This is a genomic window from Chloroflexota bacterium (genome assembly GCA_035652535.1).
GTDB lineage: Bacteria > Chloroflexota > UBA6077 > UBA6077 > SHYK01 > DASRDP01.
On sequence record DASRDP010000022.1, the window covers coordinates 1 to 16,620 of the forward strand.

The following is a 16,620-nucleotide window of genomic DNA, read 5'->3' on the forward strand; positions in this document are numbered from 1 at the left end:
CGGCAGATCTGCACGGCGACGGTGACGGCGACCCGGTCGCCGACGCCCTCGCCGACGCCGTAGCGGTCATCCAGCAAGGGAAGGACGCGAGGCCCCGGGGATCTCCCCCGGGGCCTCGGTATGTCCCAGACGGCGCAGACGCCGTGGGCCCCTTCGCCGAAGGCCGCTTCGTCGTAGGCCCCGTCGCCGTGGGCCGCTTCGCCTTGAAGGGACCGCTCTGTCATGCTGAGCGCAGCGAAGCATCTCAGAAGAGCGAGATCCCTCGGGCTGCGCCCTCGGGATGACTGTGAGCGACGCCCCCGTCCCGGCCCTTCGGCACGCTCAATGCGGGCGCTTCTCCTGGCACGGGACAGGATCTCCCTCCCCCGCGCAGGGGACAGGACTCCCCCCGTCGCAGGGGACAGGACTCCCCTCCCCCTGGCAGGGGGAGGGAAAGGGAGGGGGTAGACTGTTTCGAAACGTCTCGCGCGCGGTTTCAATTTTCCCTATAATTGTCGCCAATCGTTGCACCGGTGGTCGTCGTGTGCCTGCGGCTGGCGTGCGCGAGAGATACGCACCAGGAGAGGATTATGCGGAGATCCCTGGCGATCTTATCCGTCCTCGCGGTGGTCTTTTCCCTTTTTCCCATCTTACCGTTCGTTCCGGTCGAGGTGGCGTTTGGTTTCACGCGCAATTACGCATGCACCGGTGCGAACGACGGCTCGGCGATCAATGGAATCATTGCGATATCCAGTCCCGGCGACGTCATCAACGTCACCCAGTCCGGTGGCGTGGCGTACTGTCAGATCGACGTGCCCATCGTGATCGATAAGTCGCTCACCCTGCAGGGGCAGGGGAAGGACATCACTTTCCTCAAGGGTCCCGAGGTCATCAACGTCGCGGCTGACGTGGCCGGCGCGCAGTCGGCAGCGCTCACCGCGAAAGCCTCCGCGAAGACAAAGGTGGCGACAGCGCAGGCGCAGCTCGCCAGCAAGCAGGCCACCCTGGGCAAGAGCGCGACGACCCAGGCGACGACGGGGGGCGCGCAGCGCGCGCGCGCGGCGACGGGCCCGGGGTCGCAGAGCGGCACCGGCGGCGGCGCCGGGAAGGCGGGCGCCAAGGCCGGCTCCGCCGGCGGGGGGACCGGCGCCCACGGAAATGGCGGAGGCGGACCCAACGCCGGCTCGAAGACGGCTGGCAAGTCGCGGGGCGATCCCCACGCGGCGGCGAATCGGATCTACAACGCGTTCGTGAATCAATGGGTTGGGTCGGGGACGAGCGCCACGAGCGGTACGCTGGTGAAGACGCTCGCCTCGTCGAACACGACCGGTCCGGGGATCGGCGTACTCGCGAACATCGGCCCGGTCACGATTCAGGGGTTCACCATCACCGGGTTCGACAACACCGGTAACGACGACGCCGGCGGCGCGATCTTCGTCGGGCAAAACACGAAGGCGACGATCCAGAACAACGCGATCCGGCTGAACGCCGCGGCGCGCGGCGGCGGCGTGGCGCTCAACGGCAACAACGACAGTAGCCGGATCACCGGCAACACCTTCGAGAACAACATCGCCATCTGCAACACCGAGTGCAGCCCATCCGGCAGCATGGTTCGGGAAGGCGGCGCGATCTGGGTCATCATCGATACCGACAACCTGCTCATCAGCGGGAATACCTTCACCAGCAACGTTGCCCACGGATCCGGTGGTGCTCTCGCCGTCGGCCGCAACAATCAGAATTTGCAGTTCAACAGCAATACGTGCCAGTCCAACGTGGCCGCGCAGGGGGCCGACGGCGGCGGCGCTGGCGGCTGCGTCAAGCTCTCGGGACATAACCAGTCCACGCGGGGAAATAACGGCAGCGCCTCGTTCAACACGAACCAGTTCATCCAGAACAACGCGAATAGCATGGGCGGCGGGGTGCATGTCGGCTCGGGGAACGCGAACCCGAGCTTCGTCCAGAACACCTTCCAGGACAACTTCGCAGACGGAAAGGCCGGTGCGCTGAACATCGGCGACAACGCGGTACACGTCACCCTGACCGGCAACAATTTCGTGGGGAATCTGGCGGACAGCCGCGCAGGGGCGCTGCACTTCGGGCGAGCCGGATCCACTTGCCTCTCGCCCTCGACGGTGAGCGGGAACACCTTCCAGCACAACAGCTCCACGCGCTCGGGCGGCGCGCTCCTGTTGAACATGGACACGAGCTGCACGCAGTTCACGAACAACGTGTGGTCGGGCAACTCGGCCGACGACGACGGCGGCGCTATCAAATTCTATCCTCGCGGCGGCGAGGGCGCCGTGGACCAGCTCCTCTTCTCCAACGAGCAGTTCACCGGCAACTCGGCGGCGGGCAGCCATGATGGCTTCGTCGGCGGTGGCGCCATTCAGGTTCGCTTCGACACGACGAACCTGCACATCGTGGGCTCCACCTTCAGCGGCAACTCGTCGGTGGACGAGGGCGGCGCCATCGACTTCGCCTGTGGAGGCGAGTGCACCCAGGAAGGCGTGACCGCCGCGAATGTCCTCATCGACAATTCGACCTTCAGCAGCAACTCCGCCGTCGGGCCCGGCGGCGCCATCCACGTGTCCTTTGCGGCGGATTCCTGGACGATCAGCAACTCGACGTTCCAGACCAACGCCAGCACGGCCGAGACCGGCGGGGCGATCTCCTTCGACGGCGGGTTCTTCCCCGCCGCCGACACGGTCACGCCGAGGGTTCCCTTCTTCCTCGAAGCGCCCAACATGAACATCCAGAACTCCCATTTCGTCGGGAACACGTCGCGGTTGGACGGCGGCGCGCTGTATTTCGATCAGACGACGAACAACCTGACGATCCAGGGCAGCGAGTTTCGCGGGAACTCGTCCACGGCCGAATCGGGAGGGGCGATCTACTTCGACGCCACCATCAACGACAACCCGAGCGCTCCAGGCAGCATCCGCAGCTCGACGTTCCAGAGCAACACCGCCGCCGACTCCGGAGGCGCCGTGTACGTGGGCGGGGACTCATTCGGGTTCGCCTTCACCGGCGACACGTTCAACGGGAACTCGTCCGACGACGACGGAGGCGCTATCTACTGGACATCCTCGAGTTTTACCGAGGGGGGATCGATCAACCAGAGCACCTTCGACGGCAACAAGGTGGATGACAACGGCGGCGCCGTGTACATCGGCTTCCTCCCCACGGTGGAGGTCCGGGACAACCGGTTCACCCACAACAGCGCGCGACGCGGCGTTGGCGGCGCGCTGGTGGTCGGGGATTCCGAGTACAACACCGGCCAGGACATCGAAACGACGATCCACCACAACTGGTTCGAATCGAACAGCGCTACGGCGGGCTGCTGCCCGTCGGGCGGCTTCGGCGGCGGGCTGGCCATCCGAGGCGAGGTGCCGGGTCTGACCGTCTTCAACAACGTGCTTGTGCGCAACAACGCCAGCTTCGGTGGCGGAAATCTCTCCGCCGTGTGTAGGTTCTGCGGCTCCAGCAACATGCAGATCTACAACAATACCGTCGCGTATGGATCGTCGACCGGCTCTGGCGGAGTCTACGTCGATTTCACCGGGTCCAGCGTCGACGGGAACGGGAACCCCTCGGGCATCGCCCTGTGGAACAACATCTCGTACCTCAACCTGACGACCGATTTCTCCGTGAATGGGCCGCCGGTGCGCGCGTTCGACAGCATCGTCGGAAACCTCGGGGGCGCAGCCGTTTGCGATCTCCTGGACGTCTGTCTGAACCGCAATCCGCAGTTCGCGAACGCGACCGGGGACAACTTCAACATCCCGCTCACGTCGCCGGCGGTGAACCTCGGAGCGCCGACGAACCCGACGGGCGAGGGGAGCCCGATCAGCGCGCCGAGCGACGACTATCCGCACAACGCCAGGATCCAGCTCCCCGACGCGGGCGCGTATGAGGCGTTGCGGCAGAGCGCGACGGCGCCAACCCGGACGCCGGTGGCCTCGCGGACGGCGACGGCGACGCCGGGCGGGCCTGCGCCGACGGACACAATCGCGCCGACCGCGACGGAGACGCCGACCGGGACGCCGGCGACGGCCACGCCGACCCGATGCGTGCCGGGCCGCCAGAACACCTGTCCCACGCCAACGCCGGGGATCGGAGCGACCTTCACCGCTACGACCACGTTCACCCCGCTCCCCGCGACGGCGACCGGGACAGCAACGAGCACGCCGACGAAGACGAACACACCGTCGGCGCCCACCAGCACGAACACGCCGGGCGCGGCCACGAGCACAGCGACCATCACGCCGACGATCACGAAGACCCCCAGCGGGTGTCGGCAGGTTTGCACGCCGACGCCGACGCTGGGCCCGTAGTCCGGGGCGAACAGCTCAGGAGGCGGCGACAGAAGAGGCCCCGGGGAATTACCCCCGGGGCCTCTCCCATGTCCCCAGAGGGAGATGGAGACGCGGCCTCCTCCCCTGCCACAGCGGGGGAGGGTTGGGGTGGGGGCCCCCGGAGCGGGAGGGCGCGCTGCCCCCTCACCCTCCCCTCTCCCCCGCCCGCGGGGGAGAGGGAAACGGCACCCCCTCCCCTGCCGCAGCGGGGGAGGGTTGGGGTGGGGGCCCCCGAAGCGGGAGGGAGCCACCGAGCTATCCTCGGCTGTCGGGCTCCAATCCAGCGGCGACGCGACCGGCGATGACGGCTACGCCCGACTGTTGGGTGATACTCTCCGCATCCGGCGTGATCCAAACGCCAGCGACGCCCGCACGCGATGAGAGCCCGGCCTTCCCGAGCAGCGCCGCGCGGCGCGCCGCGCGTTGGACGTCATCCAGACCCACACCCCAGGAGACCTCGACGACCATGTAGACCTCCTCACCGGTGTCGATCGCGCGACCGCGGGCAATCACGTCCGCTTGCGCGATTTCGGCCAATTCGTCCTCGGTGAGCCGTCCCTCGGCGACCGCAGGATCGAGGAGGCGGTAGAGCGCCTCAGCGCTGATTGGGACTGCGCGGCGAACGTGGCGCCCGAGATATGCGCCGGGAAAGCGCTGATAGCGCGCCTCCAGCGCCCACCCCTTCAGGTCCGCCACGTCGACCGCCATCCGCGACACGACCTGAAGCATTTGCTCTAAACGGGCCTCGGTGTGGAGCTGGGCCTCGGCGAGCTGCTCCATGCGGGCCTCGGTGCGGGCCTGGGCCACGGCGAGCTGCTCCATGTGGCCCTCGGTGCGGGCCTGGGCCACGGCGAGCTGCTCCATGCGGGCCTCGGTACGGGCCTGGGCCTCGGCGAGCTGTCGCACCAGCGTTGGAAGCTCGATGAGCTCGTCGGATAGCACATGCCGGCGCAGCTCGGCCCGCCACTCCGGATGCTGCTCCAGAATGCTGATCAGGTCATGAAAGTCGTCCACCGTGAACGCCACGCATGCCTCCGCCGGGAGTATAGCGTGAAGGGATCGGGGCTCTGGGTGGTTTTTTTGCTCCCCTGCCGCAGCGGGGAGAGGGAAACAGCGCTCCCCTGCCGCAGCGGGGAAGAGGGAAACAGCCCTCCCCCTGCCGCATCGGGGAGAAGGGAAACGGCACCCCCTCCCCTGCCGCAGCGGGGAGGGTTGGGGTGGGGGCCCTTGACTGGGAGCGCGCGCTGCCCCCTCACCCTCCCCTCTCCCCCGCCCGCGGGGGAGAGGGAAACCGTACCCCCTGCCGCAGCGGGGGAGGGAAACAGCGCTCCCCTGCCGCAGCGGGGGAGAGGTGGCTCAGTCCGCGAAGATCGTCGTGCCGACGGACTCGCCGTTGAGTGCGCGGGTGATGGTCCCCGGCACGAGGCCGTTCACGATCCGGATCTCCTTCATGTGCCGCGCGCGCGCCATCATGTGGAGGACGGACGGCTCGATGGGGAGGTCGCGGGGCTTGCGCGCGAGGAGCTCGCCGACGCCGATGCGCGGAATCAGCTCGGCCTCGGGAGCGACCTTCGGGTCGTCCGTATAGAGGCCGTCCACGTCCTTCACGAAGATCGCCGAGCGGCATCCGAAGACTTCGGCCGTCAAGAACGTCCCGGCGTCGCTCCGGTGCTCGGGCACGCGGCCGATCTCGGGCGGCTGCTCCCACCACCGATACGGCGCCATGCCGCAGATGACGATCGGGCATCCGCTGTTGAGGAAGATGGGAAACATGTCGAAGTGGTCCTCGGGGACGCGCACGGCGCCGTAGCGCATCATGATGGTGGTGACGATGAGCGCGTTCTGATTCGAGATGACGTCCCCCATGACCGACAGGACGCCCGTCGGGAGTCCCAGGTCCGTGGCGATGTCGTACGCATGGCGCGCCCGGGTCCCTTCGCCGACGCTGATGATCATCTTGTGCTGCGCCAGGTTCGCGCCCAGCTCCTCGACGACGGGCAGGAGCGCGGATCTGCCCCGATCCAGGATGCTCTGGCCGCCGATCTTGATGACGTTCGTATCGGGGAGGAGCTGCATCACCGGCTGCGCGTCCGTCTGCTGGAGCACCTGGCGGTTCATCAACGACTCGGCCATCAGCCGCGATGCGATGTGCTTGGCTCCGGACACGGGTCCGTGGTTCACCTGCTCCGCGGTGTTGACCTCTCGGGGGAAAGCGTCCGCCATCTGTTTCCCTTCGTCCACGGTAGTGTGAGATGCGCGGGGGCGGACGCCCCCAAGCCACAGCCCGGCAATTGTAGCAGAGGCTCACATTCGTGCTTGCCGCGGCCGCCCGCTGTCTTGCCCGTTGGCTCGCGATGCGCGGTCGGGCCACGATGGGGCCCTGGCTCGCCGTTCACGGCGGCGGCCTATGGCGGGCTCGCGATGCGCAGTCGGGCCACGATGGGGCCCTGGCCCGCCGTTCACGGCGGCGGCCAATGGCGGGCGCGCGATGCGCGGTCGGGCCACGATGGGGCCCTGGCCCGCCGTTCACGGCGGCGGCCTATGACGAGCTTACGAGCGGCCCATGCCGCGGCCGCCTCCGCCGCCCATCCCGCGGCCGCCACCTCCCCCCATTCCGCCGCCCATGCCGCGGCCGCCACCGCCGCCCATGCCGCGGCCCGAGCCTGGGTCCCGTGAGAACCCCCCGCCCTCACCCTCCCCCGCAAGGGGGGCGGAGATGGCATGCTCGCGGTCGTCCTCCGCGCGGGGGGCGGATCCAGCCCTCAGGTCGCCCTCACCGTCGACCGGGGAGGGCGGGGGTGGGGGTGCGGTCTCATCGATTGTCCGTCCTGCACCGCCCCGGGCGAACTGCTCGTGGTAGAGCTGGGCGTAGAGGCCGCCGGTGGCGAGCAGCTCCTGGTGGGTCCCGCGCTGCACGATTCGGCCGCGCTCGAGCACGAGGATGAGGCTCGCCGTCAGGATCGTCGATAGGCGGTGGGCGATCACGATGCTCGTGCGCCCGCGCATGAGCCGCTCCAGCGCCTCCTGGACGAGCCGCTCGGACCGGGAGTCGAGAGAGGAGGTGGCCTCGTCCAGAATGATGATGCGCGGGTCCTTCAGGATGGCCCGCGCGATGGCGATCCGCTGCCGCTCTCCGCCGGACAGGCGAAAGCCGCGCTCCCCGACCACCGTCTCGAGCCCCTGGGGAAGGCGGTCGATCAGCTCGTCGACGTTGGCGGCGCGCACGGCAGCCAGCATCTCGTCGTCTGTCGCCGAGGGATTTCCGTAGCGGAGGTTCTCGCGGATGGTCGTATGGAACAGGTAGGTCTCCTGAGGCACGACGCCGACCTGGTCGGCGATCCAGCTCAGCGGCACGTCGCGCAGGTCGTGGCCGTCGAGCGACACGGTGCCCATCGTGGGGTCGTACAGCCGCGGGATGAGGTACGTGATCGTCGTCTTGCCGGCGCCGCTCGGTCCGACCAGCGCCACAAGCTGGCCAGGCTCGACCTCGAAGCTCACGTCGTCGAGGGCGAGCGCATGGCCTCTCTCCCCCCCTCCCCTGCCCTCCCCCGCAGCGGGGGAGGGTGGAACGGTGCGCAGGGTTGGGGGTCGCGCCTCGTACGAGAACGACACCCGGTCGAATCGAATTCGGCCCGCCGCGGCGGGCGGCGCAAGGGCGCCCGGCCGCTCCACCACGTCCGGCTGCATGTCCAGATATTCGAAGATGCGCTCGAACAGGCCGAGGGACGCCAGCACGTCGATCTGGACGTTGACGAGCTGCGAGACGGGCGTATAGATGCGGGCGACGAACGCGGTGAAGGCCACGATCCCGCCGATGGAGAGCTGGCCGTTGACGACCTGCCAGCCGCCGACAAGGAACACCACCGCCGGGCTGACCGTGCCGAAGAGTCCCACGAACATCTGGAACCAGCGGCCGACGAGGCCCTGGCGGATCTGGAGCCGCATCAGATCCCGATTTGCTCGTCGGAACCGGTCCAGCTCCATGGATTGCCGCCCGAACGTCTTCATCAGAAGCACGCCGTTGATCCCGAGCGACTCCTGCATCCGCCCGCTCACCTCAGCCATCTTCGCCTGCGTCTCGCGCGTGATCCGGCTGCGGATGCGGCCTGCCCGGCGCACCGGCAGCACGAACAGCGGCAACACCGCGAGGGAGACGAGCGCGAGGGTGGGATTCATCCCGATCATGACCGCGGCCACCGCCACGACGATCACGACGTTGCTGGCCACGTTTACCAGCGATCGGCTCACGACGTCCTGCACGCCGTTCACGTCGTTCAGCAGGCGGGACATGATCTCGCCGGTTCGCGTGGAGGTGAAGAAGCGGAGCGACATGGCCTGCACGCGGCTGTAGAGCTGGTTGCGCAGGTCGTACATGACGGATTGGCCGATCCGCAGGTTCAGCCAGTTCTCCACCACCTGCACCAGGCCCGAGAGCACCGCCGCGGCGAGCATCGCGCCCACGAGCAGCTCGAGGCGGGGGATATCGCGCGCGGGGAGCGCGTCGTCGATGATCGCCTTCATCAGGAGCGGGGGCAGAACGCCGAGCCCGGCCCCCACGATCACGCTGGCGAAGATGGCGAGGATGAGGTGCCAGTAGGGGACGAAGTAGCGGAGGACGCGCCGAATGGACGCGCGCTCGATCCGTGCGCCGCGCGCGTCCTGTCCTTCGTAGTCGATGCGGCCGATGCCGTGCTGGCCGCCCATGCCGCCGGCCATCAGGGCGTCACCGGTCCGCTACGTAGATCACCGTACCCACGTGCTCGCCTCGGAGGGCTCGCGTGACGACGCCGGGCTTCAGCCCGTTTACGATCTGGATCTTTCGCGCAAACCGAGCGGTGAGCATCATCTCGATGACCCGCCGCTCCACGACGAGGTCGTCGAGGTCGCGCTCGATCAGCTCCTGGGCGCTGATCTCTGGGATGAACTCGGCGCGCGGGTTCTTCTTTGGGTCGTCGGTGTAGAGGCCGTCTTCATCCTTTATATAGATCATCGAGCGGCACCCGAATACCTCGGCAACCAGGTACACGCCGGAGTCCGTCCGGTGCTCCGGGACGCGCCCGATTCTTGGTGGCGGCTCCCACCAGTGGTACGACGGCATCCCGGTGATGACGACAGGCGAGCCGGAGGCGAGGTACATGGGCAGCTCGTCGAACTGCTCCTTCGGGATGCGGATGGCGTTGTACTTTCCCATCAGGGTCGAGATCATCAGCGCGTTCTGCTCAGAGATGCCGGCCCCGAGAATGGCGAGTAGCCCGGTCGGAAGGCCGAGGTCGGCTCCCAGGTCGTAGACGTGGCGCGCGCGGGTGCCGGCTCCGACGCCGATGATGAGCTTGTGCTCCCGGGCGGCGGCGCCCAGCTCTTCCACCAGCGGGTACACCGCGGTTCGCCCCCGGTCGATGAGGCTCTGCGCTCCGATCTTCACCACGTTGGCGTCGGGAAGGATCGCCACGACCGCTGTATCGTCCGTGGCCTGGAGAACACCCGTGGAGGCGAGGGTTTGGGCAGCGAACCGCGAAGCGACGTGCTTGGGCGCTCCCTGACCCGAAAGGAGAGATTCCGCCAATTGGGACTCCAATCCGCACCGCTCATTCGCGCGTCCTGGGCTTGGTCCGATCGTGCGTCGTTCGGTCGCGCGTCAGGCTATTATATCGGTCGGGTTCTCGTGCCCAATCGCGGTAACGTTCTCGGCGCGCGGGCGTTATGAGAAGCGCGGTGGTCCGTATTCGGCGGATGATCGCGACGGCACAGGACCTTGCCCCAACGGAGCACGTGTGGCAGACCCGAGCGCCATCCTCGACGAGTGCATCCGCGCGGTTCGGTCGGGCGAGAAGTCGATCGACGAGTGCGTCGAGTGTTATCCGCAGTACCGCCGGGAGATCGAATGTCTCGTGCCGGTGGCCTGCGCCATCCGGCCGGGGGAGGCCAGCCTCGATCAGTCGCGAAGGCTCGCCTTGCGCCACGCCTTCGTTGAAGCAATCGCAGAAAAGCGCGCCGAGCTGGAGCGTCCCTCGCCCTGGCGGAGGCTCTTGCCCGGGCCCATGCCCGGTCGCCTTCGCCTCGCGGCGTTCGCGGTCAATCTGCTGGCGGTCCTGATCGTGACGACCTCCGCCGCGTCCGCCGCGCGGGACGCCCAGCCCGGGGACCTCCTCTACGTTCTGAAGACCGGCATCGAGCAGGTGCAGATCGCCACGGCCGTCACGCCGGATGCCCGCGCCGGCGTTCGGCTGCAGATCGCCGCAGAGCGACTCAAGGAGGTTCAGGCCGCCCTGACGACGGACCGCGTTCGCGCCGCCAGCGCGGCCGCCACGGCATACGCGGACACGATGGACCAGGCCCAGCGGGACGCGGAGGCGGCCCGGGCGACCGGGCGGCCAGTCGATTCGCTTCGCGCGGGCATCCAAGCGAATCTCCAGCGCCAGGAAGCGGTGAAGGCGCTCGCCTCCGAGAAGGGCGCCGCGTCGACCACTGCCGCCATCGAGCGGGTGAAAGAGCGCCAGGCCACGCAGGCGCTGACGCCCGTGGACGACGCCTCCACCGGTGTGGCGCCATCGTCCAGCGCACCCCCTGGGCCGACGAGCATGACTGCCCCATCGGCGGCATCGGACGGCGAGGAAGCCCTCGTCGTCCCCGACTCTCGCTCGACCGCGACGCCGGCGGCGCTTACCGCTACGCCCACTCCCACCGAGGGCGCGCGTGCCGTCGCGACGGGCGCAACGAGTGCCCGCACGCCGGCCGATCTGGTTTCCGGGACCAGCGGGACGGGCAGCCTTGGCGGCGCGACTGCTACGCTTCGGCCCTCGGCCACGCCCACGCGCTGGCCGACGTGGACGCTGCCCCCGACCCAGACTGGGACGGCCACTCCGTCGCCGACCGCGACACCGAGCATCGCGTTGTCCTCGGTTCCCCAGAGCTTGGGTCACGGTCTACCTGCCGCGGGACGGGGTGGCCGGTCTCCCAATCAGCCAGGTGTGCGCGCAGCGCTGGCGTCTGCGACCTCGGTCCCAACGTCCACGCCGACACCGGTCGGACGTCACGGTGGCGGTCGTCGAGGCGGCCGGTTCTGATCCTCGGCGCGGGACCGGTTCTCACGATAGCGCCATTGTGTTGGCAATGTTGGTCCAGTCGGGCGGGGGCTTGTCCCGCGCGCGACGGCCGGCCCGGTACCCCGGTGCGGCGGGGCGCAAGGTCCCGCGCTGCGCACCGGATGTTACAGGCGTCGCTCAGTCAAATCGTGAGAAAATAGCCCATGCCAATGCGCAGACGAACGCGGAAGATCGTGGGCATCGCGGTCGCGGTAGCGACGATCGCGACCGCGGGCGGCGGTGTCGGCTCTGTCTTGGGCCTCATGGCGGGAACCGCTGTACAGACGCCCGACGCGCTGCAGACAGCGGTCGTTCCCATCGCGACGGTGGTCCCGAACGAGAACCCAACTCCCGACGTGATCCCGACGATGGCCGCGCCTCCGGGCGCTCAGCCCCTCCCGGCGACCAGTGTCGGCGTGGTCCAGACCGCGCAAGGTGGAATCGCCGGCACGCTTCCGGCCCGGGTTGGCTGCGACGCGGACGGGCTCCTCCGCGTCGAGACGTCCGAGGGCACCATCCTGGCCGGCGTGCCCAAAGACGGCACCCTGACCTGCGAGGGCGTGGTGAGCCAGTGGCAGACCGTGGCGTCCAGCACCGGAGACGTTGGTATTCGGTACAGCCCCGCCCAACCGGGCCAGCCCGCGTCCATGACCCTGGTGAGCGATGCCGGCCGCACGCTGTCGCTCTCGGTGGCCGGCGCGTGGAGCGCTCCCTAGCACGGCATGGCAGCGGTCATCCTGAAGACAGCCCAGCGGTCATCCTGAGGGCGAAGCCCGAAGGATCTCGCTCGGTCGAGATGCTTCGCTCCGCTGAGCATGACAACAACAAAGCGCTCAGCATGACACGGGTCATCCTGAGGGCGAAGCCCGAAGGATCTCGCTCGGTCGAGATGCTTCGCTCCGCTCAGCATGACAACAACAAAGCGCTCAGCATGACACGGGTCATCCTGAGGGCGAGGCCCGAGGCAGTGAAGCGGTTCACGCAGGCTTTTCTTACCGCGCGCTTTTCGTTACGATTGTCGCGACCGATGCGCCGATCAGCGGGCTCGCAGGCGTTCAAATCGGTGTCAATGCGGCGCCGTCCGGTCTTCATCGGTGCGCACACTCTCCCCGGGGGTTTTCCGACCATCATGGCGATTCGTGCTCTGTTGATCGTCGCGCTCGCATTCTGGGTGGTCGTCTCGGCGGCCGCGCAGGAAGAGCAGCCAACAACCGATCCAAGCACCGGGTTATCCCAGGACCAAACCGCGCCAGAGAGCGGCGGCGGCGCCGCCGGCGACCAAACGGCATCCGATAGCTCCGCAGCGTACCAGGCGGCGCTGGACCAGTGCATGGCCCAAGCGCAGCCGTCTACTTTTGTGCCCCCCGCTCCTGGACCGCGGAATGGTGGTCGGCGCGACCTCCCGCCGCCGCAGCTCAACGGGCCGACCTCGCCGCCTCCCGATCCCGCCGTCCAGGCGCAGTCGCTGGATGACGCGCAGACGCCGGATGACGCGAACGCCACGGACACCGTCGATTGGTCGGATCCGGGCGCCTCGGGTGACGCGGCGACCGGCGCGGACCGCTCGGACGCGACGGTGACCCCGAGCGCAAGTGAACCGGCCGGCGCCGAGGCCACGGCGGATCAAAGCGACGTCGTGCAAGCGACCCAGGCGCCAGCGGCCGACGACGCGTCGACCGACGCGGCGCCGGACGGGTTGGACCAGGGCACCCCCCCAGACGCGAGCGCGGGCGAGGGTCAGTCGACAGAGCTGGACCCGGTTTCCACCGCGCTGGCCGACTGCAAGGCCCAAACAGGCCAGCTGGCCCCCCAGTCCGCGCAGGCGACCCTCGCGCCCGCTGTGCTGACAGCCTTGGTGCTGGATCAGCCCGCGAATGCGCCGACGCCGACTCCAACCCCGATCGTTGGCCAGGCTGTTCCGCCAGCCTCGGTGCCTGAGAGCACCAGCGGGGATACCGGTGGCGCGGATTCCGCACAGCAGTCCGAAGCGGTGCCCATCGCCCCGTCACCGACGCGTCCCTTTGACGCACCGGGCGCGCTGTTCCATCGAAGTCCAGCCCCTTCGGCCACGGCGCTCACGGCCACGCCAACGTCGGAAACGGCGGCGTACGTCTCGAGCGGTGGAAGCTCCGGTAGCTACTACAGCGCTTCTCCGACGGCCGCTCCCACGTCGAGCAGCGCCTCCAGCGCCGGTGGGACGTACACCTCCTCGGGTGCAACCAGCGGGGGCGGCGCAGTGGGTTCTGTGCCAACGGACCCGTCAACCGGCCCGGTCTCCGGCGCTTGGTCCGGGACGACCTCCCAGGGCAAGGCGATCAGCTTCACCATCGACAACAACACCGTGAAGTCGATGACGTTCGGATATATGACGACCGGCTGCGGAGGAGTCGACGCGCAGAGCAGCAACAGCTTCCAGAACGGCGCGCCACCCATCACCGGCGGATCTCTGACCCTCATGGCGGATTCCGGTGGCACCGGGATCATCCTGGTGACCGGCAACTTCTCCTCCTCCACCAGCGTGAGCGGGAACATCGACGTGAACATCTTCGGCTCGTTACAGCCCGGCACGACCACAGCCTGTCAATCCTCGGCGTCCATCACCTGGAGCGCAACAGCATCGGGTCACTGATGCTGGACCATCGGCCGGGCGCGCGACCTCCGGGCCTGGCCCTCGGGATGACGAACTCGGCCGGCAGGACCATTGCGGACCGATCTCTGGCGGAGACGTAGGATAGCGCGCGGCGCGGGCGCTGCCTCAGCGCAGCGGCGTCGTGGGCGGCGGAGGACGTGCGCAACATGCGGCGCCTGGGCGGCCGAGGCGGCCCGAGAGCGGCCGTGGTGGGCGCGCTGCTCGTTGTGGCCGCCGTCGCCGCCCCGGATCCTCCCGTAGCCGCTCCGGTCCCCATCCCGAGCGAGAGTGTCGCCGACGCCGATGAATCGCCGCGCGCGCCGTTCGCCCTGGGGCACGTGGTCGTCAAATTCCGTACTGAGTTGGCCGCCGAGGAAGCGGACGCCCTGCTGGCCGAGGAGGCCCTCGGACCGCGCCGGTCCATCGGGCGGACCGGCGCTGACGTCGTGTCCGTCCCGCGCGGCCACGAGCGGGACGCGATCGCGCGGCTCCGGGCCAGGGCGGGCGTGGCCTTCGCGGAGCCGGACTACGTCGTGCATGCTGCGTCCCTGGTTGCCCCGACGGACCCGCTCGCCGCGTCCCAGTGGGCGATGGCGACCATCGGCATGCCGGATGCCTGGAGTTACTCCGTGGGTAACGGGGTTCTGGTGGCGGTGATCGACACAGGAATTGACATGACGCACGAGGACCTCTCGAGCCAGTGGACCTATAGCCCCGCGGATGGCAACCCCGCGCACCACGTGCTCCTGTCCGCGCCGGACCCATCCTGTGTCCCGGTCTCGCAGCCGGTGGACGATAACGGCCACGGCACCCACGTCGCGGGGACCATCGCCGCCGCCAGCACGCTGTCTGGTTCCGGCGCGGTGGGCGTCGCTGGTATGGCGCCGGGCGCGCGGATCCTGCCGTTGAAAGCCCTCGACTGCAAGGCGCACGGTCTGGCGACTGACGTCGCGACCGCCATCGAGATCGCAGCGCAAGGCGGCGCGCAAGTCATCAACCTCAGCCTCGGCTTGCCGGGATCGTGCATCAGCAGTCCCATCCAGACGGCGATCGAAGAGGCGATCGGGGCTGGCTCGTTCGTCGTGGCCGAGGTGGGCAACGACGGGAACGCGACGACAGAGGTGCCCGCCGCCTGCGGAGGGGCGTTCGGCGTCGCAGCGACGACGCCAGACGACGCGCATGCCAGCTTCTCCAACACCAACGGGACCGTCATGCTCTCGGCTCCCGGCGTCGACATCCTGAGCACGTACAACGGATCCAACTCGGACTACGCGTCGATGAGCGGCACCTCGATGGCCGCGGCGCACGTCTCTGGCTGCGGAGCGCTGCTGAAGTCCGTCGACGGCGGGCTCGGCCCGGCGCAGCTTGCTCAGCTTCTCGAGAGCGCCGCCGTCGATCTCGGCGACCCGGGCCGCGACGATCTCTTTGGGGCCGGGCGGCTCGACTGCGGGCGCGCCGTGGCCTCGGCAGCGGGAGCTGCGCCCACGCCCGGGCCGACGAGCACGCGCACGCCGACTCCAACGACGACGCCGTCGCCCACGGGTACCAGCGCGCCCGCTCCAACGGCGTCGCCCACCGACACGCCGATCGCCGCGAACCCGGCCTCCGCGACCACGGTCGCAACCGCCCTATCGCCGAGCGGCACGCCGGCGGGATCGACGGCCACGATCACCCCAACGGTCGCGGTCATTCCCAGCCCGACCGCGACCTTCGGCGCCGTGGCGAGCGCCACGCCGAGCCTCGTTCCGAGCCCCACCTTGACGCCCACGTCCAACGTCGCGCCTGCCACTGCGACCCCTACCAACGCCCTGGCAGTGAGCGCCACCGCGACCTTCGGGGTCGCGACGCCGACGCCCACGCCCGCGCCGACGATCACGACCAACGCGGTGCCGAGCCCGACCCCGAGCCAAACACCGTCCGGGAGCGGCACCCCTTCCGCCGCGCTTCCCACGCCGACCGCAACCGTGGGCAGCGTGAACTGCAGCGGCTTCGCCACCTGGGCCGAGGCGCAGGCCTTCTTTCTGGCCCACGGCGGTCCGACGCAGGATCCGTTTGGTCTCGACGGCGACCACGACGGGATCGCCTGCGAGTCGCTACCGGGCGCGCCGGGAAACGCCGCGACGGCGACCGCGCTGGCCCAGACACCCCCGGCGAGCCCCGCCGCGAGCCCCTCGTCCACACCGTCGCCGGGCGGCACCCCGTCGCCCAGCCCCTCGCCAACGCTGCTGGCGAGCGGCACGCCTACGGCGACAGCGGTTGCCGCTCCGAGCCCGGCGCCGGGCGCGGACCGCTTCGAGGACAACAGCTCTGCGATGAGCTACTCGTCGTCGTCGGCGTGGGCCCAGGTCCTCGACGGCGCGGCCTCCGCCGGCCACTATCGGCGCTCGAGCCAGGTCGCATCGTCGGCGGCCTTCACGGTGACGGGGGGCGACGGCACGCTGGTGCGCTGGGGCGCCGTGCGGGGCCCGACGAGCGGCAACGCCGACGTGTCGCTGGACGGCGCGTTCGTCGCGACGGTGGATCTGTACGCCCCGGCGACGACCTTCGGGCCCGTCGCCGCGTACGCCATCCCGAG

Annotated in this window: 10 protein-coding genes; 5 read left to right on the top strand and 5 right to left on the bottom strand. The window is 69.2% G+C overall.

Annotated elements, in window-relative coordinates:
- Window positions 1–224 (bottom strand): hypothetical protein (locus tag VFC51_03220; protein ID HZT06014.1); only part of this gene is annotated, 224 nt, incomplete at its 3' end.
- Between the two features lie 345 nt (window positions 225–569).
- Between VFC51_03220 and VFC51_03225 the strand changes: the two genes are divergently transcribed.
- Entirely contained in the window at window positions 570–4,313 is a 3,744-nt protein-coding gene (locus VFC51_03225; GenBank protein HZT06015.1) for a hypothetical protein, read from the top strand.
- A 276-nt stretch (window positions 4,314–4,589) separates the two neighbouring features.
- On the opposite strand, the gene VFC51_03230 is transcribed toward VFC51_03225, so the two are convergent.
- From VFC51_03230 to VFC51_03245, 4 genes are all read right to left on the bottom strand, one after another.
- Window positions 4,590–5,360 carry a hypothetical protein gene (locus VFC51_03230; protein HZT06016.1) on the bottom strand — a complete coding sequence of 257 codons (771 nt, stop codon included), beginning with the start codon at window positions 5,358–5,360 and terminating at the stop codon, window positions 4,590–4,592.
- 330 nt (window positions 5,361–5,690) lie between these two features.
- On the bottom strand, window positions 5,691–6,557 hold the full coding sequence (locus VFC51_03235) for a uridine kinase (protein ID HZT06017.1): 867 nt from the start codon (window positions 6,555–6,557) through the stop codon (window positions 5,691–5,693).
- Between the two features lie 327 nt (window positions 6,558–6,884).
- Window positions 6,885–9,050: an ABC transporter ATP-binding protein gene (locus tag VFC51_03240; protein ID HZT06018.1), complete on the bottom strand. Its 2,166-nt coding sequence runs from the start codon at window positions 9,048–9,050 to the stop codon at window positions 6,885–6,887.
- 7 nt (window positions 9,051–9,057) lie between these two features.
- Window positions 9,058–9,897 carry a uridine kinase gene (locus tag VFC51_03245; protein ID HZT06019.1) on the bottom strand — a complete coding sequence of 280 codons (840 nt, stop codon included), beginning with the start codon at window positions 9,895–9,897 and terminating at the stop codon, window positions 9,058–9,060.
- A gap of 208 nt (window positions 9,898–10,105) precedes the next feature.
- Between VFC51_03245 and VFC51_03250 the strand changes: the two genes are divergently transcribed.
- From VFC51_03250 to VFC51_03265, 4 genes are all read left to right on the top strand, one after another.
- Complete coding sequence (locus tag VFC51_03250; GenBank protein ID HZT06020.1) at window positions 10,106–11,398, top strand: DUF5667 domain-containing protein; 1,293 nt, start codon at window positions 10,106–10,108, stop codon at window positions 11,396–11,398.
- A gap of 182 nt (window positions 11,399–11,580) precedes the next feature.
- Window positions 11,581–12,132 carry a hypothetical protein gene (locus VFC51_03255; protein HZT06021.1) on the top strand — a complete coding sequence of 184 codons (552 nt, stop codon included), beginning with the start codon at window positions 11,581–11,583 and terminating at the stop codon, window positions 12,130–12,132.
- Between the two features lie 413 nt (window positions 12,133–12,545).
- Window positions 12,546–14,045, top strand: coding sequence for a hypothetical protein (locus VFC51_03260; protein ID HZT06022.1), 1,500 nt, complete (start codon window positions 12,546–12,548; stop codon window positions 14,043–14,045).
- A gap of 167 nt (window positions 14,046–14,212) precedes the next feature.
- On the top strand, window positions 14,213–16,620 hold a 2,408-nt coding region (locus VFC51_03265), incomplete at its 3' end, for a S8 family serine peptidase (GenBank protein HZT06023.1).